Source organism: Evansella clarkii (genome assembly GCF_002019695.1).
In the GTDB taxonomy this organism is placed as follows: domain Bacteria; phylum Bacillota; class Bacilli; order Bacillales; family Salisediminibacteriaceae; genus Evansella; species Evansella clarkii.
Genome location: NZ_KV917376.1, coordinates 2130386 through 2154366, shown reverse-complemented (window position 1 = coordinate 2154366; position 23981 = coordinate 2130386). Strand labels below are relative to the sequence as shown.

Here is a 23981-nt window from a genome sequence, read left to right as displayed (position 1 = left end):
GTTAATCATTTCTCCTTCCAAAGAGGAAATAAATGATTGGACCAAATATTCCTCCAAAAACAATGACAAGTATCCAGACCCACTGTGGCCCTTTCGTTTCTCCGCCCCGGCGCAGGCAATCGATTAAGGCAATAACCATTAATAAAAACTGAATAATGATTATAGGTGCAACAACCGGCCAAGGTACTGCTTGCAGTTCATTAACAATCTCATCCATTATGAGCCCCCTGTCTTACCCTGTTTAATTAAAATTTACCTGAATAATTTCCTCCTGTTATTAATACTCCATTACACATCCTGATTAAATGGCAATGCAAGAAGATTCTTCGCTACTAACTAATACGCCTGTAAAACAGAAAAGTTTCATCACCACTAAATTTCAGGTACGCTCCTTACTCTTTTTATAATCCTCCTTTTTCTGTGCAGACTATAATAGACTGCAAAAGCAAAATTTGATCTTACTCTCCCAGACTAATGTCTTATAATTCTTATAAGGGCACGCAACTTCCTTCCAGTGCCACAATCCTGATTCCTAATAAGGAGAAATGTTTTATGAAACTAAAATGGTATACATACTTCACTGTTTTTCTTGCCATTTCTCTTACTCTTCTATCATTAAAAGCTCCGGGTTTCCCTTCCCCGGAAAGTTTTCATATCTCTGCTGATAATGAGGTTCAGGCTGAAACCTTCGCCAGAACTACTCAAGAAAAACATGTATCCCAGTTAACTGCTCAAGTTTTGTCCACTAGTGGCTATTCTGACTTTAATTATATGAAGAAGGATCTTATTGAAACGGCAAAACAGCTTACAGGACTTCCTTATAACAGAGACGGTTCTTCTCCTGAAGATGGTTTCTCAACTGCTTCTTTAACTCAGTTTGTCTATAAAGAGGCAGAGGGAATACTCCTTTCCCGAAAAGCCGCTTTACAAAAAGAGCTTGGAACGAAAGTTAAGCAAGAGGATTTAATTGCTGGTGACCTGCTTTTCTTCAAAAATAAATCCGGCGGCCTTATGTCAGGTATTTATCTTGGAAATGGAGACTTTATCATTGCCGCAAATTCAGGAGTTGGGATCAGAAATATTAACGACGATTTATACTGGGCAACCAGTTTTCATGAAGCTAAAAGATTAACACCTCTGGAAAAGGAGAAGCTTAACCCGGAAACATACAAAGATTTTCCTAATGCAGCCATTCAAAAAGCAGTTTCTATGCTTCACCGGCCTTATCTGTTAACAGGTAATACTCTTGCCGCATTCGATTGTTCATTCTTAGTCCAGCATGCCTTTAAAGATTTACATATACATTTGCCGAGGATCACTTATCAGCAATGGCAGCTTGGTGAAGAAATTCCCCTTAAAAAAGCTGTCCCTGGGGATGTCCTGTACTTTTCCGGCACCTGGCAGAAGGGGATATCCCATACCGGGATCTATCTTGGCGACCGCTTTTTTATCCATGCCAGTGGTGAAGAAGGAGAAACAACGATTTCTTACCTCGGTGATTTCTGGTTGCGGTACTTTACTGGAGTAAGAAGGTTTGACAATCTTAAAATAGAAACTGATAAATCAGTCGTGGAAAAGGCTTATAAACTGCTGAATATCCCATATGCTTCAGCTGGAAAGCATCCAGAGGAAGGTTTTAACTATAGCGGACTGATTTATTTTGTATATAAAGAAATCGATCCTGATTTTCCGAAGAAGGCAGCAAAGCAACGGCAATACGGGAAGAAAATTGAGGCTGGAGAAGAAGAGCCAGGGGATGTCTTCTTTTTCCGGTCAGGATCAAATAATTTGTTACCTGCTATTTATATAGGCCAAGGCCAGCTAATCGCAGTCAGACAGGACGAAGGAGTATCAATTATCGATCCCCGTTTCAGCCACTACTGGACGGAAGACAGACTGGAAGACATCCGGCGTTATGAATAAAGAAACCCTTTCATTATTCACCCTAAAAATTCCATCTTCTGGTTAAATATGTTAAAATAGACGACAGTACTTACTGAATAATGAAACCTTTTTATATTGTGATCGTAAAGCAGAATGTACTAAAAAAATGGAGGTTTTATTATGAAAAAAAATCTATCGCTCATACTTGCATGCGGTCTGTTGACTCTTATGTCCGCATGCGGTGAGAGCGAAGCCACAGGAGAAGGAGATATCTCCCTGGAAGAGATCCTTAGTAACTCGGCCGCAGCAGCAGAAGAAATCGAGAGCTACTCTTTTGTTACAGAAGTTCAGCAGACTATGGGTATGGATGAAGAAAGTATGTCCTTTGATATGAGTACGGAAGCAGATGTTTTAGTTGAGCCATCTGTTTTTTATCAGAAAACAACGATGGATATGGGTGAGTTAGGTGGAGAAATGTCTTATGAATCGTATTTCTCTGAGGAACATGGATTATTTATGGAAGACCCCTTAACAGGCGAATGGATGAAATATCCTGAAAATCTAATGGAGGATATTCTTTCTATGTCTGAAGCTCAGATGAGTCCTTCTGAACAGCTGATAGCATTTCAGGATAATATTAGTGAGCTTTCTCTTGAAGAGGATGAGAATTATTTTATACTCAACCTTGCTGGTGATGGGGAAGAAATGAAAGAGATTGTTGAGCAGATTGGAAACATAGCCGGGGACGGTATGGATGAAATATTTACTCAAATGATGTCTGAATTAGAAATCCATGAGCTCGTGTATGAGATTTTCATAGATAAAGAGACATTCCATCCTGCTGAAGCTACTGTTTTTATTAATATGACTATTGAGATGCTCGGACAATCAATGACGCTGGAACAAAATGCAGATATGTCTTTCAGCAGCTTTAATGAACTGGAAGAATTTGAAGTGCCTCAGGAAATCATCGAAAATGCAGAAGAACTTTCAGAGGAAGATGCAATGGGGAATTTTTAATTAAAGGAAAAGAGGCTGCCACTTTATAAGTGAGAGCCTCTTTTTGTGTAGTTAATTTTAATGTTCATCAATAAAAAAAAGACTTGAAGATACAAGTCGTTTTAAATAAAATGGTGAGCCATGAAGGACTCGAACCTTCGACCCTCTGATTAAAAGTCAGATGCTCTACCAACTGAGCTAATGGCTCGCAGCATATTCAATGATGTTTTTTCATGTAGCTTACGGACGATGCTTCGCTCCGCTGTCTTACCTGTTTCTTCCTCTTCCGAGCATTGCTATGTAGTTCATGCGTCGAAACAACTCGATGCATTGGCGTGTAGTAAACGCTCGTAACTGAGCTAATGGCTCGCAGTAAATACAATCTATATAGGAAACTAATAAAATATAAATGGTGACCCGTACGGGATTCGAACCCGTGTTACCGCCGTGAAAGGGCGGTGTCTTAACCACTTGACCAACGGGCCAATCAAAAAGTATATTAACTGGCGGAGAAGGAGGGATTTGAACCCTCGCGCCGCTTACGCGACCTACACCCTTAGCAGGGGCGCCTCTTCAGCCACTTGAGTACTTCTCCATAATGGCTCCACAGGCAGGACTCGAACCTGCGACCGATCGGTTAACAGCCGATTGCTCTACCAACTGAGCTACTGTGGAATAACTATGGTGGGCCTGAGTGGACTCGAACCACCGACCTCACGCTTATCAGGCGTGCGCTCTAACCAGCTGAGCTACAGGCCCACTATATATATTAAGTATTCAATATGTGGTTGAAAATAGTGGAGCGGGTGATGAGAATCGAACTCACGACATCAGCTTGGAAGGCTGAGGTTTTACCACTAAACTACACCCGCATTATTATATAAATTAGACTTCAATTGCTTGTCCCGCTCTGACATGTCTCTTCCTCTGCAAGTTAATGCTTAGAAGTATATCCGTCGAGACAACTCGCTGCCGTTTCATAGATGCTTTGCTCGTGGCTGAGGTTTTACCACTAAACTACACCCGCTAATAAAAATAAAATGGCGCGCCCGAGAGGAGTCGAACCCCTAACCTTTTGATCCGTAGTCAAACGCTCTATCCAATTGAGCTACGGGCGCTTATGGAGCGGAAGACGAGATTCGAACTCGCGACCCCCACCTTGGCAAGGTGGTGTTCTACCACTGAACTACTCCCGCTTAATAATGGCTGGGCTAGCAGGATTCGAACCTGCGAATCACGGAATCAAAATCCGGTGCCTTACCGCTTGGCTATAGCCCATTAATAAATATGGGGCGGCTGATGGGAATCGAACCCACGAATGCCGGAACCACAATCCGGTGCGTTAACCACTTCGCCACAACCGCCATGTTAAGACCGGTTTGAAATTGGCAGGGGCAGTAGGAATCGAACCCACACTGGAGGTTTTGGAGACCTCTGTTCTACCGTTAAACTATGCCCCTGTATAGTGGTGGAGGGGGACGGATTCGAACCGCCGAACCCGGAGGGAGCGGATTTACAGTCCGCCGCGTTTAGCCACTTCGCTACCCCTCCACTATACAATTCAATAATATAATTATGGCGGTCCCGACGGGAATCGAACCCGCGATCTCCTGCGTGACAGGCAGGCATGTTAACCGCTACACCACGGGACCTAATGGCGGAGGAAGAGGGATTCGAACCCCCGCGGGCTTTGACACCCCTGTCGGTTTTCAAGACCGATCCCTTCAGCCGGACTTGGGTATTCCTCCGTGGAAAAAATATGGTAGCGGCGGAGGGGATCGAACCCCCGACCTCACGGGTATGAACCGTACGCTCTAGCCAGCTGAGCTACACCGCCATAAATTCACATTATATACTATTAAAAATATGGTGGAGCCTAGCGGGATCGAACCGCTGACCTCCTGCGTGCAAGGCAGGCGCTCTCCCAGCTGAGCTAAGGCCCCAATAAAAAGGCCCAGCGACGTCCTACTCTCACAGGGGGAGAGCCCCCAACTACCATCGGCGCTGAAGAGCTTAACTTCCGTGTTCGGCATGGGAACGGGTGTGGCCTCTTCGCTGTCGTCACTGGACTATGTAATTGAAAGGTGTCTAGCTTCAGCGCCTACTCGCTCGAGGTCACTTCGGTCCGTCAATCGAAGCTTAAATGCTTGCTTCTTCTTGCCGGTCCTCCAGTGCTTGTCGCTCGTGTACGAGGCGCTTACGCTTTTCGTGTTGCCCTCTCAAAACTGGATAACTTTTCTGATTGATAATCTTGCTTAGTAAGACTTATTGGTTAAGTCCTCGATCGATTAGTATCTCTCAGCTTCACATGTCGCCATGCGTCCACACGAGACCTATCTACCTCATCTTCTCTGAGGGATCTTACTCACATAAAGTGATGGGAAATCTCATCTTGAGGGGGGCTTCATGCTTAGATGCTTTCAGCACTTATCCCTTCCACACGTAGCTACCCAGCGATGCTCCTGGCGGAACAACTGGTACACCAGCGGTGTGTCCATCCCGGTCCTCTCGTACTAAGGACAGCTCCTCTCAAATTTCCTGCGCCCGCGACGGATAGGGACCGAACTGTCTCACGACGTTCTGAACCCAGCTCGCGTACCGCTTTAATGGGCGAACAGCCCAACCCTTGGGACCTACTTCAGCCCCAGGATGCGATGAGCCGACATCGAGGTGCCAAACCTCCCCGTCGATGTGGACTCTTGGGGGAGATTAGCCTGTTATCCCCAGGGTAGCTTTTATCCGTTGAGCGACGGCCCTTCCATACGGTGCCGCCGGATCACTAAGCCCGACTTTCGTCCCTGCTCGACCTGTATGTCTCGCAGTCAAGCTCCCTTATGCCTTTGCACTCTGCGAATGATTTCCAACCATTCTGAGGGAACCTTTGGGCGCCTCCGTTACCTTTTAGGAGGCGACCGCCCCAGTCAAACTGCCCGCCTGACACTGTCCCTGAACCGGATCACGGTCCGAGGTTAGAATTTCAGTACAGCCAGGGTAGTATCCCACCAATGCCTCCACCGAAGCTGGCGCTCCGGTTTCCAAGGCTCCTACCTATCCTGTACAAGCTGTACCAAAATCCAATATCAAGCTGCAGTAAAGCTCCATGGGGTCTTTCCGTCCTGTCGCGGGTAACCTGCATCTTCACAGGTAATATAATTTCACCGGGTCTCTCGTTGAGACAGTGCCCAAATCGTTGCACCTTTCGTGCGGGTCGGAACTTACCCGACAAGGAATTTCGCTACCTTAGGACCGTTATAGTTACGGCCGCCGTTTACTGGGGCTTCAATTCAGAGCTTCTCCCTTACGGGATAACCCCTCCTCTTAACCTTCCAGCACCGGGCAGGTGTCAGCCCCTATACGTCGCCTTGCGGCTTGGCAGAGACCTGTGTTTTTGATAAACAGTCGTTTGGGCCTATTCACTGCGGCTCTCTCGGGCTTGCACCCTATCAGAGCACCCCTTCTCCCGAAGTTACGGGGTCATTTTGCCGAGTTCCTTAACGAGAGTTCTCCCGCGCGTCTTAGAATTCTCTTCCCGCCTACCTGTGTCGGTTTGCGGTACGGGCACCAGTCACCTCGCTAGAGGCTTTTCTAGGCAGTGTAGGTACAGGAACTTCGGTACTTAAATTTCCCTCGCCATCACAGCTCAGCCTTATGGCAAACGGATTTGCCTGTTTGCCAGCCTAACTGCTTGGACGCGCATATCCATCAGCGCGATTCCCTGCCTTCCTGCGTCCCCCCATTGCTCAAATGGTGACGTGGTGGTACAGGAATTTCCACCTGTTTTCCATCGCCTACGCCTTTCGGCCTCGGCTTAGGTCCCGACTAACCCTGAGCGGACGAGCCTTCCTCAGGAAACCTTAGGCTTTCGACGGAGGGGATTCTCACCCCTCTTTTCGCTACTCATACCGGCATTCTCACTTCCAAACGCTCCACATGTCCTTCCGGTCATGCTTCACAGCCCTTGGAACGCTCCCCTACCACTGTCCGTAAGGACAATCCATAGCTTCGGTGATACGTTTAGCCCCGGTACATTTTCGGCGCAGAGTCACTCGACCAGTGAGCTATTACGCACTCTTTCAATGGTGGCTGCTTCTAAGCCAACATCCTGGTTGTCTAAGCAACTCCACATCCTTCTCCACTTAACGTATACTTGGGGACCTTAGCTGATGGTCTGGGCTGTTTCCCTCTTGACTACGGATCTTAGCACTCGCAGTCTGACTCCCGAGGATAAGTGATTGGCATTCGGAGTTTGACTGAATTCGGTAATCCTGTGGGGACCCCTAGTCCAATCAGTGCTCTACCTCCAACACTCTTCCCTCGAGGCTAGCCCTAAAGCTATTTCGGGGAGAACCAGCTATCTCCGTGTTCGATTGGCATTTCACCCCTACCCACACCTCATCCCCGCACTTTTCAACGTGCGTGGGTTCGGGCCTCCATCCAGTGTTACCTGGACTTCACCCTGGACATGGGTAGATCACACGGTTTCGGGTCTACAACAACGTACTATAGCGCCCTGTTCAGACTCGCTTTCGCTGCGGCTCCGTCTCTTCAACTTAACCTCGCACGTTATCGTAACTCGCCGGTTCATTCTACAAAAGGCACGCTGTCACCCATGAACGGGCTCCAACTACTTGTAGGCACACGGTTTCAGGATCTCTTTCACTCCCCTCCCGGGGTGCTTTTCACCTTTCCCTCACGGTACTGGTTCACTATCGGTCACTAGGGAGTATTTAGCCTTGGGAGATGGTCCTCCCGGATTCCGACGGGGTTTCACGTGTCCCGCCGTACTCAGGATACACTCCGGAGGAAACAACGTTTCGGCTACAGGGCTGTTACCTTGTCCCGCGGACCTTTCCAGGTCGCTTCACCTACGCTGTTTCTTTGTAACTCCGTATGGAGTGTCCTACAACCCCAGAAGGCAAGCCTTCTGGTTTGGGCTGATTCCGTTTCGCTCGCCGCTACTCAGGAAATCGCATTTGCTTTCTCTTCCTCTGGGTACTAAGATGTTTCAGTTCCCCAGGTCTGCCTTCTCATACCCTATGTATTCAGGTATGGATACTGCCTCATTACAGGCAGTGGGTTCCCCCATTCGGAAATCTCCGGATCAAAGCTTACTTACAGCTCCCCGAAGCATATCGGTGTTCGTCCCGTCCTTCGTCGGCTCCTAGTGCCAAGGCATTCACCGTGCGCCCTTTCTAACTTAACCGTTTTTGCGGCAGATAACCGTCGGATATCTTCGTCAACTGCGCCTTCTCGTTCCTGTCGCGTATTGGTATACGCTCAGTCACTCGAAAGCTTGTTTCCTCGATCTCCTTGGTTCTCCTTGCAAAAACCTTAATAAAAGGTTTTTTACGCAATTATGGCGTCTACATTTAGCCTTATCTAAGACACTCGGTTGTACTCGTTAAAAGTTTGCACTTTTAATTAAAACAACCGGTGATCATCAATCAGTTAATCGTTATCCAGTTTTCAAAGGGCAAAAGAATAACCTTCCTCTGGAAAGAGGAAAATCATTTTTGAGAGTATGACCTCTCAAAACTAAACAAAAAGTACCAAGCGAAGCTTTAAAAAGGTATGAGCCTTTTAAGCTCCTTAGAAAGGAGGTGATCCATCCCCACCTTCCGGTAGGGATACCTTGTTACGACTTCACCCCAATCACCTGTCCCACCTTCGGCGGCTGGCTCCAAAAGGTTACCTCACCGACTTCGGGTGTTACAAGCTCTCGTGGTGTGACGGGCGGTGTGTACAAGGCCCGGGAACGTATTCACCGCGGCATGCTGATCCGCGATTACTAGCAATTCCGGCTTCATGCAGGCGAGTTGCAGCCTGCAATCCGAACTGAGAGTGGCTTTATGGGATTCGCTCGGCCTCGCGGCTTTGCTGCCCTTTGTACCACCCATTGTAGCACGTGTGTAGCCCAGGTCATAAGGGGCATGATGATTTGACGTCATCCCCACCTTCCTCCGGTTTGTCACCGGCAGTCACCTTAGAGTGCCCAACTGAATGCTGGCAACTAAGGTCAAGGGTTGCGCTCGTTGCGGGACTTAACCCAACATCTCACGACACGAGCTGACGACAACCATGCACCACCTGTCACTCTGTCCCCCGAAGGGGAACGCTCTGTCTCCAGAGTTGTCAGAGGATGTCAAGACCTGGTAAGGTTCTTCGCGTTGCTTCGAATTAAACCACATGCTCCACTGCTTGTGCGGGCCCCCGTCAATTCCTTTGAGTTTCAGCCTTGCGGCCGTACTCCCCAGGCGGAGTGCTTAATGTGTTAACTGCGGCACTAAGGGTATCGAAACCCCTAACACCTAGCACTCATCGTTTACGGCGTGGACTACCAGGGTATCTAATCCTGTTTGCTCCCCACGCTTTCGCGCCTCAGCGTCAGTTATAGGCCAGAAAGTCGCCTTCGCCACTGGTGTTCCTCCACATATCTACGCATTTCACCGCTACACGTGGAATTCCACTTTCCTCTCCTACACTCAAGTCCCCCAGTTTCCAATGACCCTCCACGGTTGAGCCGTGGGCTTTCACATCAGACTTAAGAGACCGCCTGCGCGCGCTTTACGCCCAATAATTCCGGACAACGCTTGCCCCCTACGTATTACCGCGGCTGCTGGCACGTAGTTAGCCGGGGCTTTCTGGTCAGGTACCGTCAAGGTGCCGCCCTGTTCGAACGGCACGTGTTCTTCCCTGACAACAGAACTTTACAATCCGAAGACCTTCATCGTTCACGCGGCGTTGCACCGTCAGGCTTTCGCCCATTGCGGATGATTCCCTACTGCTGCCTCCCGTAGGAGTCTGGACCGTGTCTCAGTTCCAGTGTGGCCGATCACCCTCTCAGGTCGGCTACGCATCGTCGCCTTGGTGAGCCGTTACCTCACCAACTAGCTAATGCGCCGCGGGCCCATCTTACAGTGTTAGGAACAAGTCCCAACTTTTACAGCAGAACCATGCGGTTCTTCTGGTCATCCGGTATTAGCCCCGGTTTCCCGGAGTTATCCCAGTCTGTAAGGCAGGTTGCCCACGTGTTACTCACCCGTCCGCCGCTCATTCCACAGGCATCACCCCGAAGGGATCAGCCTGTTTCCTGCGCTCGACTTGCATGTATTAGGCACGCCGCCAGCGTTCGTCCTGAGCCAGGATCAAACTCTCCAATAAATTGAAACGAGTTTGATGTCTCTGACATCATTTAATTTGAAAGATTACTCTTTCGATTGACGGGATATTTAAAATATCCCACTTCGCTTGGCTTTTTGTTTAGTTTTCAAAGGTCAAAATGTTTTGTCGTTTTTGGCGACTTAACTATCATAACACTTTCACAAGCGATAGTCAATAATTTTTTTCAGAAAAATTTTTTTATCGCTTGCTCAGCCGCTCGGTTTTCGGCGACAAGTAATACTATACCACGATAATAATACTTGTGCAATACTTTTTTAAAAAAACTTAGCTTTTATCTCTGACACATTCCCCATTATAAAAATTGTTTTTATTGTAGTCAAGTGAAGACTGCCTTAATACAGCTGACAGCTATTCTTTTTTTGTATAGAGTTATATAAGGAAGGAAACAGAAAATACTTTAACGCCCAGTTCCTTCAAACATCTGCCTTGCTAAGTTAAAAAGCCCCTGGTCATTTCGAAGTAAATTTGGGAGATGAATGTTTCTTATCATTAAGCAAGCAATTTACCACAGAGACTCCCCTCCCCAAGGGGGCTTTCTACGTTCTGCAGAGTAAATGAACCTCTTGCATACCTTCAATAGTATGCTCTCCCTTCTCACATAGTGCACGACCATTTTACTTACTCTGCTGTATAATAAGCACTACGATTAGTGAGCCATATAATAAGAAAGGGTCTTCAGCAAAGTTCTTCATTCCCTCTGCAACCACCGAAGACACCACGCCCTGCGAAGTTAGATGTCCTATTTCCACTAATAGCTGGACATTAATACTTTCTCTGCGGAGTATTATGAACTTCAACCGCACTGCAAAAACTTTATACCTTTTTATAATGTAAAGAAAAACGCCATTTCAACAAAATGGCGTTTTCAGGAGTTAGTCAATTATAGCACCTTACTTAAGAAAGACTGAGTCCTCGGATGCTGAGGGTTATCGAAGATCACCTGAGGATCTCCTTCCTCCATGATTTTTCCTTCATCCATAAAGATAACTCTGTCACCCATTTCTTTAGCAAAACCCATTTCGTGGGTTACCACTACCATGGTCATGCCCTCTTTAGCAAGATCCTTCATAGCTTCAAGTACATCGCCTACAAGTTCAGGGTCCAGAGCGGAAGTAGGTTCATCGAAAAGCATTACTTTAGGACTCATGGCAAGCGCCCTGGCAATCGCTACCCGCTGTTTCTGTCCGCCGGATAAACTTTTCGGATAAACATCCGCTTTATCGGAAAGCCCCACTTTTTGCAGAAGTTCCTTAGCGAGCTTATTTGCCTCCTCAGCCTTCATGTCTTTTACTTTAAGCGGTCCCAGTGTTACGTTTTCCAGCACTGTTTTATGAGGGAACAAATTAAAGTGCTGAAATACCATACCTACCTGGGATCTGAGTTTATTAATATTTATTTTAGGATCAGTGAGTCTTTCTCCATCAATAATTACTTCGCCTGAAGTTATTTCTTCAAGTAAATTTAAGCAGCGTAAAAATGTACTTTTCCCCGAACCCGACGGGCCAATGACACAAACAACTTCCTTCTCTTTCACTTCAGCGTTAAGGCCCTTGAGAACTTCAAGGTCGCCGAAGGATTTATGCAGATCTGTTACTTTAATCATTAAACATCCAGCCTCCGTTCAATAGTCCTCAAAATAATCATGGCAGGTATAGTAATTACTAAATAAGCTAAACACAGCATAACGTACGGTTCAAAAGTCGTGGCTGTGGTACTTACATATTGTCTCATGAGGAACGTTACCTCTCCGAGGGATATAATCGCAAAAATAGAGGTATCTTTCAGACTGATAATAAACTGGTTGCCCAAAGGTGGAATCATTCTCTTAAATGCCTGTGGCCAGATAATATAACGCATTGTCTGAGCAGAGCTTAATCCAATTGATCTGCCAGCTTCCATTTGGCCTTTATCAATGGATTCAACCCCTCCACGCACGATTTCCGCAATATAAGCACCAGCATTAATAGCAATCGCAATAATACCAGCCGTAGTGGCAGTAAAGTTAATTCCAAATGTATCAGCAATTGCAAAATATAAAACTAACGCCTGCACAAGGATTGGAGTTCCCCTGATTAATTCAATGTATACAGTGGCAATCCCGTAGACAACTTTGTTTTTAGAAAGACGGGCCAGTCCCACAAAACTTCCGATAACGAAGCCAATAGCAACCCCTACAAAGGTAATATATAGTGTTAGCTGCAACCCTCTCCATATAAAAGGAAGAGTATTTGCCCAGTGAGGACTGTTTAATATATCAATAAATCCTAACATGTATGTATAGACCTCCTCATTATTATTAGAAACCTGAAGCGCAACAAGCTTCCACTCGTCGCGCTTCAGAAGATAGAGCAGTATGTTATTAATGGCAGGATAATTTACTCGCCTGCTGGGCGTTCACCAAACCATTTTTCATAAATATCTCCGTAAGTTCCATCTTCTTTCAGTTCAGCCAGTGCTTCGTTAACTGGTTCTCTCAGTTCAGAGCCTTCCGGGAAAGCAATACCATACTGCTCACCAGTAAGTGTATCTCCAACTGTTTTCATTTCCCCTAATGCTTCAGAGTCAATATAGTACAGGACGTTAGGAAGGTCATATACTACTGCGTCTACACGGCCTGCCCTTAAATCCTGGTACGCATTTACAATATCAGGGAATAAACTGATTTCAGCATCAGTATTTTCTTCGAGGTAATTTTCACTTGTAGTGGCAGCCCTGGTTGCAACTGGCCGTCCATCCAGATCGTCAACTGACTGAATTTCTTCTTCATCTCCCCTAACAGCTATGATTAAGCCCGCATCATAATATGGGTCGGAAAAATCAAACACTTCCGCTCTTTCCTCAGTTATTGTCATACCGGCAATCCCGATATCATAACGCCCGGTTTCCATACCAGCCAGAATTCCATCGAATTCTACTACTTCCAGGTCAATTTCGAAACCGACTCTCTCAGCTATTGCATTGATAAGGTCAATATCGAAGCCTTCCATTTCGTTAGTTTCTGTATTCAGAAACTCAAACGGTACGTAGTTCGTATCAGTGGCGACTGTAAAAGTCTCCCCCTCGAAACTGCCACCAGTATTACCGTTGTTATCAGTCTCAGCATTGTCAGCCTGATTGTTATTGGAAGCGTTAGCGTCCCCGTCGGCTGGTGAGTCGTTTCCGCCGCATGCTGCCATAGTTGTCACAGCAAGGGCTAATGTTGAAAATAAAAATAATTTCTTTTTCACTTCGTTTCCCCCTTAAGTTTTTAAAACTAATTCAATTTACATAAAATAAACTTATAGTAAATTCAAATAGTCTTAATTTTTTATATTGTATTATTATTCTGCAAATATCTCGTTTCTCCTCTATTTTCTGAAATTTTTTTTTATATTTTAGTTCAAATTACCTCAATACAAAAATAAAAAGGTCCCGGATTACTCCGGGGCTCATATATTTGCTTTTTATTCATGCTTTTTCGATATCAAATGATAATCTTTCAGATAAGGAATCTCTTCTCTTGCCTGTTTTATCTCATCCTTATTAATCCTTCCATATAATATATGTTCCTCACTCCGGGGAGCTTCCCCTATAATTTTTCCGAAGGGGTTAATTACTTTGCTTTTTCCGCAAAGGTTTTCTCCTGAAGCATTCACTCCGAGTATATACACCTGATTGTCCAGGGCTCTCGCAGGAAGCTGGATGTCCCATCTTCTTTCCGCCTTTGTACTCCATACAGATGGCACAGTAATAATTTCAGCGCTTTTTAATGCCAGGATTCTTGCCGGCTCCGGAAATTCAGCATCATAACATATTAAAACGCCTACTCTTCCAACAGAGGTATTATAGACTGTATACTCATTTTTTCCAGGCTGAAAAGCTTCTTTCTCCCTTCCCCACAGCAGAGATTTTCGGTGAACTCCTTTTAAACTCCCATCCTTATCAATTACTGCTGCTGATATATAATAAGAAGAATCCTCTCCCCGCTCTGCAAAAGGGATAATTAAAACTACGTTCAACTCTGCAGATAACCGGCGAAAAAGAGAGATAGTCTTCCCTTCAGGAGGTTCCGCAAGTTTATTTAGAAATTCATTATTTAATACGTAACCAGTATTCCAAAGCTCAGGTAAACATATAAGCTCCGCACCATTCGCAGCCGCTTCTTTAACCATACCGACCCCCTTTTTCAAATTTTCATTTGCAGATCCATATACTGAATTTATCTGTACTGCCGCCGCTTTGATCAATTTTTTTCTCCCCATTCCACTTTGTTTCTATAATTGTATATCTTACAAAGTAAAATAATGCGAGAGTATTATATTTGCAAAAATAAAATATTATTCTTTCGTTTTATTATTGTCAACCACAAAATTATACAGGTTGACAATATTCTGATAAACAAATAATATATTGTTAACCAATACATAACTTACGGTTTACATCAAAGATAAGGAGGAGTATATAATGAAAAATCCAGGACGTCCAAAGTTCACAGTTTTGGAATTAACCAAAGCAGCTATGTTTATTGCATTAATGGGTATCGGAGCGAACTTAACAGCTTTTATTACAGTGGGTGCTGTTCCCCTTACCTTCCAGACCGTAGTCGCTATTCTTGCAGGTGTTTTACTTGGAAAGAAGGCAGGGGCTTTCTCAATGATTGGATATACCTTTATCGGACTGCTTGGAGTTCCTGTATTTGCAGGGTTTCAGGGAGGACTTCACGTTATTACATCACCAACGTTTGGTTTCATTATTTCTTTTACTGTTCTCGCCTATATTTCAGGACTTATTGTTGAAAAATCGAGTAAACCTTCCCTGGTTACTTATATAGTCGCTTGCTATGCCGGTCTGATCATGAATTACTTAATCGGGGTTCCTTATTTGTACTTTTATACTCAGCTTGTCCTCGAAGCGACAGGGGTAACTTTCCTTGCAACCGCTCTTGGAATGGCACCGTTCTTTATTAAAGATGCTGTTCTTGCAGGGTTTGCAGCTGTCCTCTGTCCACAAATTATACGAGCAGTTAACCCTTATGCTGCCGGTCAAAGCTCACACACAACAGCTTCTTAATATATAATAATCCAACTACAATAAACAGCAGAAAAAGGCTGGCCCAGTATAGCTTAATCGCTAACTGGCCAGCCTTTCTTTTGATTCCGCCGATTTTTACCCGGTATGTTTTTAAAGTATTATCGCTGCAATCCATCCGAAGATCAGCAGAGGAATATTCAGATGCAGAAATGTCGGTACACATGTGTCCCAGATATGATGGTGCTGGCCATCGGCATTTAATCCTGCGGATGGTCCCAGCGTACTGTCAGAGGCAGGTGAACCAGCATCCCCCAGTGCTCCGGCTGTTCCGATTAAAGCTATTGTTGCTAATGGGCTGAAACCAATTGCTGCCGCCAGCGGAACAAATATAACAGTGATAATCGGAATCGTTGAAAATGAAGAACCGATCCCCATTGTTATTAACAGTCCTACAATCAGCATGATTAGTGCTGCTGTAGCTTTACTTTCTCCAACCCATCCAGAAACTGTGGCCACGAGTGTTTCAACATGCCCTGTTTCTCTGACAACTTCTGCAAAACCGCCAGCAGCGATCATCACAAAACCGATGAACGCCATCATTTTCATACCGTCTGTCATCATTGTTTCTGTCGCCGATATTTTTTGCTTTCCGGTAAAATGCATGACTGTATAGTAGATATAGATGATTACTAGCCCTGCGAAGGCGCTGAAAATCATGGACTCTGTATTATATTGAAGGATCAACACAGCGAGTATCGAAGCTGCACCGATGAGTACAGAAGAAAGGGAATATGAAAAATCAGTTTCTTTATTGTTATCATTCGTTTCACCAATGGGAAGATCCTGATAGTTTCTGGATTTCCTGTAAGTAACAAAAACCGCCAGACCAAGACCGAGAACCATTCCTAAAACAGGAAGCGCCAGCGCCTGAGGAATCATTGCAAGTTCAATCTCCATCCCGCTTTCAGCCATATTATCTGCTACTATTGTATGGAACATGAGCCCAAAACCAAAGGGCAGGAATATATACGGAGCTTTAAGGCCGAAAGTCATTATGGTCGCCACAGCACGCCTGTCTATCATCAAGGCGTTAAAGACCTTAATTAATGGCGGAATTAAAATTGGAATAAAAGCAATATGAATAGGAATTACATTTTGCGAAGAAATCGAAACAAGCAAAATAATTAACAAAAGCAAAACTTTGGAAAGTTTCCTGGCCTGGGAATCACCTTCCCGGCCCACGATCTTAAGTGCTCCCTTTACTAGCATATTAGGAAGCCCTGTAAAACTTATTGCCACAGCAAATGCACCGAGCATAGCATAGCTTAAGGCCACTTCCGCATTAGCTCCTAGTCCGGCTCCGAAAAATTCGATTGTCTCGTTCAGAGAAAAACCTGCTGTAAGGCCTCCGGCAATTGCCCCGGTTACCAGAGCAAGAACGACATGGACACGAAATAAACTTAAAATAAGCATAACAAGTACTGCTATTACTACTGCGTTCATTCTTAAATCCCCTTTACATACTTATAAACTAACAAACTCTTTATTACTTTATCACGATAAATTAATAATGTGTTAAAACATTTAAAACTTTACCATGCACTGTCTCCAAAGTCAATAGACTTTGAGAATGTTCAAGGGTCTGGCCCCTGAACTTTTCAGGGGCCTGATGCAGACAAGAAAAACCTGGGATTGGCTCCCAGGTTTCTTTAGGTGCTTCTTATTTAGTTTCCTTCAATTTCCGCGATTTCTTCTTCAAGCATATCGAGGATCATTTCTGCATTATCTCCACCGTTCTCACGGAAATAGTCACGTACAGGAATTGCAAGCTCACGGAACTGATCTCGCTCTTCCTCACTTAGCTCGTATACTTCCGTTGGATTATCAGTATCCTCTTCAATTAAGTCTAGAGCAACTCCGTTTTGTTCTTCCTGAATTTCAAATGCCCGGTCACGCATTTCTTCTGTAGTTTCATCAATAAGGGCTCTTGTTTCTTCATCCAACCCTTCATAAAACTCAGTGTTTACAGTTGTCATTGTTACATAGTGGTTATGGCGGGAAACAGTCAGATGATCCTGAACTTCATTGAAGTTTGCATCTTCAATAAAGAATAATGGGTTTTCCTGCCCGTCAACAGCACCTTGCTGAAGTCCTGTGTAAAGTTCTCCCCAGCTCATCGCCGTTGGGTTAGCTCCATAAGCTTCATAAGAACGGAGAATTAATGGAGACTCCTGTGTTCTCATCTGGAAACCACTGAAATCATCAGGATTTTGCAGCGGGCTGCTTCCAGTCCAGGCCATCGCACCTTCCGTCCAGAATGCTAATGGTGTAATACTGTGCTGTTCATATTGCTCACGAAGGTGAACATTAATAGCTTCACTTTCATCTAAAATCTGCTGTGTAACTTCGTTATCATCAGGGAACAGGAACTGCAGTGCAAACAGGTTGCCTTCAGGTACAAGCGTACCAGTAAACCCTGGTGAAATAATTGCGAATTCTACAATTTGTGTCTGCAGCTGTTCGACCTGGTCAACTTCACTGCCAAGCTCGCCGAAGCCATATACATCAATTGTAATCTGCCCGCCTGATTTTTCATGAATCAGGTCAGCAAATTCTTCTGCGTAAACATACTGAACCTGGCCTTCCGTTTCCTCTGTTACAAAACGCCATTCATGCGGACCGCCGGTATATTCAGAACCACCATTTGCATCAGCGTTTCCGTCATTATTTGTTTCAGTGTTATTTGCGTTGCCGTTTCCGCCAGTGTTTCCGTTATTGCCCTCGTCATTCCCATCGCCGCCACAAGCAGCAAGAACGAGGCCAAACGATAATAAACCGGCCAGCATACCTTTCTTCTTAAACATAATAATACCCCCATAAAAATTTTATTTTAAAGAATTCCACAACTTCTCAGCTTTAGAAAAGGTTGATTAAGAAGAGGGAAATATCTTCAAATACAATAACGAGTACCCCAATAATTAAAAGCATGATAATATATGGCGGCGTCCCCCGGATAACATCTAAGTATGACCTGTTAAACACCGCGCTTGCGGTAAAGATATCCACCCCGAATGGAGGTGTTGCAGACCCTAATGCTGCCTGGAATGTAATAACTACCCCAAGATGAACAGGGTCTACCCCAGCCTGCATCGCTACAGGATAGAATATTGGGGTTAAAATCAAGATAACTACTATTGGATCCACAAACATACAGCCTATGAAGAAAAACAGCGCTACGATTAATAATACATATAAAGCTGTAGGATCCGGCCCCATAACTGCGTCAGTAAGCATTCTCGGAATTCTCGCAAAAGAGATTACCCAGGAAAACGCCTGGCCTCCTGCCACCAGGACAAAGACAGCCGAAGTGACAATCCCTGAAGAAAGGGCTATTTGCGGAATCGCAGAAAGCTTAATGGAGCGGTAAATAAAAACTTCAAGAATAAGAGCATATAAAACGGAGATACCTGCAGCCTCCGTCGGAGTAAATTGTCCTGTATAAATACCACCGACGATAATTACAGGAAATCCTAAAGGCAGTAAAGCTTTCAGGGTAACTTTTCCCCTGTCTTTCCACAGCATTTTATCCGCCAGTGGAATATTATAAATTTTTGCATGTATATAGGCATACGCTGCAAAGAATAAGAAAATCATTACCCCCGGCCCGATACCGGCGATAAACAGATCCCCCACGGAAGTACCCGTAACTAATGCGTAAATAATCATCCCGATACTCGGAGGAATTAACAGGGCTACGTCACTGGCATTAATGATCAGCGCTATGGCGCTCGAATCTTTATAACCTACCTTAAGAAGCCTTTCTCGCATCGGTTTACCAATCGCAACTACAGTAGCCTGTGTGGATCCGGAAATTGATCCGAATAAAGTACAGGCAGCAGCTGTGGTAATCGCGTAACCACCTCTTAAGTGACCTACAAAGGCTCCTACAAAGTCAAGAAGCCTGCGGGAGGTTCTCCCAGTGGACATAATGTCTGCTGCAAAGATAAATAACGGTACAGCAATCAATACATATGATGATATTCCTTCAACCATCTGCTGAACCATAATTGTTGGTTCGATAGCATCCATAAAAAAGAACAGGATTACAAGCGGACCAACAATTAAGGGAATCATCATAGGAAGCCCCATAAGCAATAACAAAACCATGATTGCCAGCATTGTCCAAACCATAATGGATTCCTTCCTGTCCTATTTTTTATTGTTCGTCATAGTCTTTTTTCTCTTCCGCAAGGTAAACTTCTTTATTGCGGATATTCACTACCATATTGCGTATAAATTGAATTCCGCCGATCGCAAGCCCAATTGGCAGTGCAACTACCATTAGCCAGAACGGAAACTCAAGAGCCGCTGTAGTACGCCCTGATTGGTAAATTCCGTATGTATAAAGGAAGGCGTAATAAGAAACAACGAATAAAACAATTGCAGTGATAAGTGGATTGATAATTGCCAGAGCTTTCTTTACAGGTTTAGGAGAAAGGTCAAATAATGCGGACATACTAATATGCCTCCCCTTTCTTGCTGCATAGCTTATCCCCATAAATGTAGCGACGATAACACTTAAACGGCTGATCTCAGCAGCAAAATGCCAGCTCTGGCCGGTAATCATCCTGTTAATGACATTTCCCACTGTCATGAAAGAGATAATAATTATTGACCAGCTCAAAATAAACTTTTCCAGAGTATGAAGGCCGGTATCCAGAAATCTGAATACTTTACCAGTCCCTTTTTTTAATGACGACATTTTTTGCGGACCTCCCAACGTCCGTATCCCTCCTCTATTTTCCACACTGAAAATCAATGTTTTCCGCCTGGTTTACTAGGATATGGAATTGTGACTAGTACGTATGTACCTTCTTTATTTCAAAACTAAGTAACTCCACACTTATAAGCACAGCAATCGATTTTTAAACATCGATTCGCTATTAAATATGATATAGCAACAGGGTAGCTAATACAAAATGGAAACAGACAGATATTTCCGCATTATTCTGAATATGGCTTTGTAAAGAGCCATAATGTCATAACTATGTAAAAATCCTAGCTTCATCTCGCATATCCTCAAAAATAAACAGGTGTTAATTTTATATACCCAGTCCTTTCCTCTCACAAACCACTAGCCATATATTTTTATATGAGACTTTTCGCCAGCATCTGAAATTTCGTTTCCATTTATTATTTTAAGCAGGCGCTATACAGAAAAAAATTATGATATAATGAACGGTGCTATTGAAAATGATAAGATTATTAATGAATGGATATTGGGTAAAACAAATGTAAGACAACTGTAGAAAGGACAATCATTTATGGAACTATTTACAAACTTTCCTCTTTGGGCTGCTCTTACAGCAATCTTACTGGCCCAGTTTATTAAAGTACCACTGCAGTATATTGCCACAAGGCAATTTGACTGGACTTTAATTACAAGCACAGGTGGTATGCCCAGTTCCCATTCCGGCGCAGTGACTGCCCTTTCCACCGCTATTGCTCTGCAGTATGGGCTGGATTCCCCTTTGTTTGCTATCTGCGCAATATTCGGTATTATCGTAATGTTTGATGCAACTGGTGTACGCTGGCACGCCGGAGAACAGGCTACTGTACTGAACAGACTTGTCACAGATTTCAATAAACTTACAGATAATATGAAAACCTGGCCGGAAAAAGAGGAACAGGAAAAACGCAAAGAACTGAAAGAACTGCTGGGACACCAGCCAATTGAAGTTTTTTTCGGAGGACTCCTTGGTATCGTGTTAACATTAATACTTCATGCGGTGATTTATTGATTACCTAAAAAGCAGCTGCCATTAATATTTTGATGGCAGCTGCTTTTTATAATATTGTTATTTTCGTATGGGTCGCCTTATTGGATGGGAAACAAGCAAGAAACAGATCAGGATGCGTCCATATCTGTAATTTGCCTTCGGAACACCTGCATAGCCTCGTCTTCATTTAACATAATCAAATCATCTTCGGTCAGCATTCCATTACCTTCTTCTACAATATAAACTTCCAGGGACTTTTTCCCCCACTGATTATAAACATCCTGCACTGTTTCATAATACAAATCGATTTTGTTCCCTTTAATAGCGGATCCAGTATCGGCCACCACTCCATACCCATAACCAGGTATAAACAAGATAGTTCCGATTGGCAGTACTTCCGGATCTGCTGCCACTGTCGAAAACAAATCCCGCTTCACTCTTACACCTGAATAAGTAATTCCGTATTGAGGATGTCCCTCTGTTTTTCCCGTTGATTCATAACCTGCTGTATATCCTGTCGCCACGACTTCAAGAGACGGGAATACGGACCAGTCTCTCGAGTTTTCCAAAGTCACTTCATTATCTGCTGCAATATCATAAGATAACGTCTGAGTAATTGGTATATCTGCTGAGCTGGAAACCCGGTAATTCCGTGGTCTTACTCGTAAATTACTTCCATTAAGTTCTGACTGCTCTTTTTTCCACTGAAACTCCTGGTCACTGTACCATGTCCTTAATTGTTCCTGATTTACATTAGTAACAGAGCTGAAGGTAGTATATAATGCTCCCAGCAACAACGCTGCCATAAAACAGGTTTTCAGCAGCTTTTGTATCCTTTGCATTTTTTCCACTCCTCTCACTTTGACAGCCTTTCCTAAAGCAAGAGGAAATATACAAATACAAGACTCCTGAAATAAAGAAAAAACCTGGCAAAAAACATGCCAGGTTTTCCTTTTATTAAATATCAGTCATTAAAATAAGTAACTTAATTATAGAAGATCGGAGCATTAGGACCTAAATCAATACCTGTAAGCATCCAGATTACGAGCATAAGCACCCACATAATAGTAAAAGCAATAGAATAAGGAATCATTGTAGAAATAAGTGTACCAATTCCTACTTTTCTGTCGTACTTTTGTGCGAAAGCAATTACGATAGCGAAATATGGCATCAGCGGGGATATAACGTTTGTCGTTGAATCCGCGATTCTGTATGCTAACTGCGTCATCTCTGGAGAGATTCCAGTTCCCATCATCATTGGTACGAAAACGGGAGCCATTAAAGCCCATTTCGCAGACGCGCTTCCAATGAACAAGTTTATAATTCCAGCGATCAAAATGAATAAAAGAATCAGCGGCAGTCCGCCAAGACCTGATGCTTCAAGGAGTTCTGCCCCTCTGACAGCCATTACAAGACCAAGGTTTGTTTCATTAAAGTAAGCAATGAATTGTCCGGCTACGAAAGCAAGAACTATATAAGCTCCCATTGCAGCCATAGTATCAGAAAGCTGGTTTGCAACATCTTTATCATTTTTAATTTCTTTTGTAATTTTCCCGTATACATACCCGGGAATAAAGAACATGATTAAGATTACAGGAACTAATGAGCTGAAGAATGGAGACTGAAGGATTTCACCTTCTGGCCCTCTTAGTGGGCCCCACTCAGGTACGATCAGCAGAGCAATTCCAATAACAGTTACAAGGAATGCAATACCAGCACCGATCAGCCCTTTCTTTTCCCCATCAGTAAGACTTTCTGCCTTTTCATCCACGCCTCCCTTATATTTACCAAGACGCGGTTCAACAATTTTCTCTGTAACGAAAGTTCCGACAATTGTCAGTACTAAAACAGATACAATAAGAAAATAATAGTTCATTGCTATGTTCATGCCCTCTGCATAAACAGGATCCCAAGTAGCCGCCGCCTGAATAGTCAGCTCCCCTAACAGCGGATCAAGGGAGGTTGGAAGCAGGTTAGCACTGAAGCCCGCAGATACACCGGCGAATGCTGCAGCCAGCCCGGCGAGAGGATGTCTGCCTAACCCGGCAAAAAGCACTGCACCAAGCGGAGTTAATACTACATACCCTGCATCAGCAGCCATGCTTGACATGATACCGCCAAAGACAAGAGCAGCGGTAATCAGCTGTTTTGGCACAGACATGACAAGTGCCCTCAGAGCAGCAGTGATCAAACCGGAACGCTCAGCAATTCCAATACCAAGCATTGTAACAAGCACCGTGCCTAATGGCGCAAAGTTTACAAAGTTACTGACGGTATTTTCAAATATATACTGAATTCCTTCCACACTCATAAGACTTTGTACTTCTATAATCTCATCATTCTCCGGACTCGGATGCTGAACAGCTGTGCCCAGAGCACCGAAAACTCCTGATGCAAGAACAACGAGCAAAGCAAATATTGCGAATAATGTAACAGGGTGAGGCAGTTTATTCCCTACTCTCTCAACTGTATCAAGCGAGCGGAGAACAAATCCCTTGTTTTCCTTCACTTTAAATTCCTCCCTTTTCACTAGTGACTTGTTGATTATAAGCAATTAATAATCTGGATAAAAGCCGTTTCTTAATATCCGGAATAGAATAAATCTTTAAGGAATACAGAAAATACTAATAAACTTTTCTATTAATAGCGGAATCTTTAGTAATATTAAGGACTGAGCAGGCGCGGACTGTCCTGCCCCTTCTTATATTTTCACTGGAATGGAAGAAAATACTTATGTCCAAAAAAAATAGCTTTCCCTCAGGAAAGCTCAGGCTGTTGAGAAAGTCTTCTCAACAGCCTGTTTTTTTGATTAATTATCCAATTATTTAGATAAAAATAGTATAATAAAGATAGGGTTCTTAAAATTTGTACAATCTCATTCGCTGCAGACGGACGCTTTCCGCGGGCAATGCTTCAGCTACCTCCGGAGCTGAAAAGCGCTCCGGAGGGGATCTTCAGCTATTGCTTTTCCCGCAGGAGTCGCCGTCTTTCTCTTCTTCGATTGCAAGATATACATAAAGTTTTGATTCAAAATTTCCTTATCCGAGGTGAAAAGAATGTTACGTCCAATAAGGGAAAAACAAGTTGAACTTGAAATGGTTTCTATTGATCAGCTCGTGCCGGAAG

At 44.0% G+C, this 23981-nt stretch carries 16 protein-coding genes, 16 tRNA genes and 3 rRNA genes; 4 read left to right on the top strand and 31 right to left on the bottom strand.

Annotation, left to right across the window (positions count from 1 at the left end; genetic code table 11):
- Position 1: 1 nt before the first annotated feature.
- The gene (locus BK582_RS09720) at positions 2–217 is read right to left on the bottom strand and encodes a PLD nuclease N-terminal domain-containing protein (RefSeq protein WP_078594669.1); all 216 of its coding nucleotides are present in this window, start codon (positions 215–217) and stop codon (positions 2–4) included.
- A gap of 335 nt (positions 218–552) precedes the next feature.
- On the opposite strand from BK582_RS09720, the gene BK582_RS09715 reads away from it, so the two are divergent.
- Positions 553–1923 (top strand): C40 family peptidase, encoded by a 1371-nt coding sequence (locus tag BK582_RS09715; protein ID WP_169910933.1) that lies wholly within the window; start codon positions 553–555, stop codon positions 1921–1923.
- Positions 1924–2064: 141 nt separating this feature from the next.
- Positions 2065–2904, top strand: coding sequence for a DUF6612 family protein (locus BK582_RS09710; RefSeq protein ID WP_078594664.1), 840 nt, complete (start codon positions 2065–2067; stop codon positions 2902–2904).
- 111 nt (positions 2905–3015) lie between these two features.
- Here the strand turns inward: BK582_RS09710 and BK582_RS09705 are convergent.
- The 24 genes from BK582_RS09705 to BK582_RS09595 form a co-directional block, all read right to left on the bottom strand.
- Positions 3016–3091: transfer RNA gene (locus BK582_RS09705), tRNA-Lys, on the bottom strand.
- 202 nt (positions 3092–3293) lie between these two features.
- Positions 3294–3368 (bottom strand) — tRNA-Glu (locus tag BK582_RS09700).
- A gap of 19 nt (positions 3369–3387) precedes the next feature.
- Positions 3388–3478, bottom strand: a tRNA-Ser gene (locus tag BK582_RS09695).
- A 4-nt stretch (positions 3479–3482) separates the two neighbouring features.
- Positions 3483–3558 (bottom strand) — tRNA-Asn (locus BK582_RS09690).
- A gap of 7 nt (positions 3559–3565) precedes the next feature.
- Positions 3566–3642 (bottom strand) — tRNA-Ile (locus BK582_RS09685).
- A gap of 39 nt (positions 3643–3681) precedes the next feature.
- A tRNA-Gly gene (locus tag BK582_RS09680) sits at positions 3682–3755 on the bottom strand.
- 169 nt (positions 3756–3924) lie between these two features.
- A tRNA-Arg gene (locus BK582_RS09675) sits at positions 3925–4001 on the bottom strand.
- Positions 4002–4004: 3 nt separating this feature from the next.
- Positions 4005–4079, bottom strand: a tRNA-Gly gene (locus BK582_RS09670).
- Positions 4080–4086: 7 nt separating this feature from the next.
- A tRNA-Gln gene (locus tag BK582_RS09665) sits at positions 4087–4161 on the bottom strand.
- Between the two features lie 10 nt (positions 4162–4171).
- Positions 4172–4247: transfer RNA gene (locus tag BK582_RS09660), tRNA-His, on the bottom strand.
- Positions 4248–4269: 22 nt separating this feature from the next.
- Positions 4270–4343, bottom strand: a tRNA-Trp gene (locus BK582_RS09655).
- A 6-nt stretch (positions 4344–4349) separates the two neighbouring features.
- Positions 4350–4434, bottom strand: a tRNA-Tyr gene (locus BK582_RS09650).
- Between the two features lie 25 nt (positions 4435–4459).
- Positions 4460–4535, bottom strand: a tRNA-Asp gene (locus BK582_RS09645).
- Positions 4536–4538: 3 nt separating this feature from the next.
- A tRNA-Ser gene (locus BK582_RS09640) sits at positions 4539–4631 on the bottom strand.
- A gap of 12 nt (positions 4632–4643) precedes the next feature.
- A tRNA-Met gene (locus tag BK582_RS09635) sits at positions 4644–4720 on the bottom strand.
- 30 nt (positions 4721–4750) lie between these two features.
- Positions 4751–4826 (bottom strand) — tRNA-Ala (locus BK582_RS09630).
- A 9-nt stretch (positions 4827–4835) separates the two neighbouring features.
- Positions 4836–4952, bottom strand: a 5S ribosomal RNA gene (gene rrf, locus BK582_RS09625).
- Between the two features lie 199 nt (positions 4953–5151).
- Positions 5152–8086 (bottom strand): 23S ribosomal RNA (locus BK582_RS09620).
- 390 nt (positions 8087–8476) lie between these two features.
- Positions 8477–10044, bottom strand: a 16S ribosomal RNA gene (locus BK582_RS09615).
- The 16S, 23S and 5S rRNA genes sit together here with 16 tRNA genes alongside, the layout of an rRNA operon.
- A 635-nt stretch (positions 10045–10679) precedes the next feature.
- Complete coding sequence (locus BK582_RS27640) at positions 10680–10862, bottom strand: hypothetical protein (RefSeq protein WP_218190720.1); 183 nt, start codon at positions 10860–10862, stop codon at positions 10680–10682.
- Positions 10863–10945: 83 nt separating this feature from the next.
- A complete protein-coding gene (locus BK582_RS09610) occupies positions 10946–11668 on the bottom strand; it encodes an amino acid ABC transporter ATP-binding protein (RefSeq protein WP_078594662.1) in 723 nt (240 codons plus the stop codon).
- Positions 11668–12336 carry an amino acid ABC transporter permease gene (locus BK582_RS09605; protein WP_078594660.1) on the bottom strand — a complete coding sequence of 223 codons (669 nt, stop codon included), beginning with the start codon at positions 12334–12336 and terminating at the stop codon, positions 11668–11670. The genes BK582_RS09610 and BK582_RS09605 overlap by 1 nt, the downstream gene beginning before the upstream one ends.
- A 104-nt stretch (positions 12337–12440) precedes the next feature.
- The gene (locus BK582_RS09600; protein WP_078597943.1) at positions 12441–13241 is read right to left on the bottom strand and encodes a glutamine ABC transporter substrate-binding protein; all 801 of its coding nucleotides are present in this window, start codon (positions 13239–13241) and stop codon (positions 12441–12443) included.
- Positions 13242–13508: 267 nt separating this feature from the next.
- On the bottom strand, positions 13509–14306 hold the full coding sequence (locus BK582_RS09595; RefSeq protein WP_078594658.1) for a nitrilase-related carbon-nitrogen hydrolase: 798 nt from the start codon (positions 14304–14306) through the stop codon (positions 13509–13511).
- Positions 14307–14508: 202 nt separating this feature from the next.
- Between BK582_RS09595 and BK582_RS09590 the strand changes: the two genes are divergently transcribed.
- Positions 14509–15114 (top strand): biotin transporter BioY, encoded by a 606-nt coding sequence (locus tag BK582_RS09590; RefSeq protein ID WP_078594655.1) that lies wholly within the window; start codon positions 14509–14511, stop codon positions 15112–15114.
- A gap of 111 nt (positions 15115–15225) precedes the next feature.
- On the opposite strand, the gene BK582_RS09585 is transcribed toward BK582_RS09590, so the two are convergent.
- From BK582_RS09585 to BK582_RS09570, 4 genes are all read right to left on the bottom strand, one after another.
- Positions 15226–16578 carry a Na+/H+ antiporter family protein gene (locus tag BK582_RS09585; protein WP_078594653.1) on the bottom strand — a complete coding sequence of 451 codons (1353 nt, stop codon included), beginning with the start codon at positions 16576–16578 and terminating at the stop codon, positions 15226–15228.
- A gap of 221 nt (positions 16579–16799) precedes the next feature.
- Positions 16800–17939 carry a DctP family TRAP transporter solute-binding subunit gene (locus BK582_RS09580; protein ID WP_078594651.1) on the bottom strand — a complete coding sequence of 380 codons (1140 nt, stop codon included), beginning with the start codon at positions 17937–17939 and terminating at the stop codon, positions 16800–16802.
- Between the two features lie 52 nt (positions 17940–17991).
- Positions 17992–19266, bottom strand: a complete 1275-nt coding sequence (locus BK582_RS09575; RefSeq protein ID WP_078594649.1) for a TRAP transporter large permease — start codon at positions 19264–19266, stop codon at positions 17992–17994.
- A gap of 25 nt (positions 19267–19291) precedes the next feature.
- Complete coding sequence (locus tag BK582_RS09570) at positions 19292–19837, bottom strand: TRAP transporter small permease (RefSeq protein ID WP_078597942.1); 546 nt, start codon at positions 19835–19837, stop codon at positions 19292–19294.
- Positions 19838–20399: 562 nt separating this feature from the next.
- Between BK582_RS09570 and BK582_RS09565 the strand changes: the two genes are divergently transcribed.
- The gene (locus BK582_RS09565) at positions 20400–20876 is read left to right on the top strand and encodes a divergent PAP2 family protein (RefSeq protein ID WP_078594647.1); all 477 of its coding nucleotides are present in this window, start codon (positions 20400–20402) and stop codon (positions 20874–20876) included.
- A 107-nt stretch (positions 20877–20983) separates the two neighbouring features.
- Here BK582_RS09565 and BK582_RS09560 read toward each other — a convergent pair whose 3' ends face one another.
- Together BK582_RS09560 and BK582_RS09555 are read right to left on the bottom strand one after the other, a co-directional pair.
- On the bottom strand, positions 20984–21697 hold the full coding sequence (locus tag BK582_RS09560) for a 3D domain-containing protein (RefSeq protein ID WP_078594645.1): 714 nt from the start codon (positions 21695–21697) through the stop codon (positions 20984–20986).
- A gap of 143 nt (positions 21698–21840) precedes the next feature.
- Entirely contained in the window at positions 21841–23364 is a 1524-nt protein-coding gene (locus BK582_RS09555) for an AbgT family transporter (RefSeq protein WP_078594643.1), read from the bottom strand.
- Positions 23365–23981: the final 617 nt, after the last annotated feature.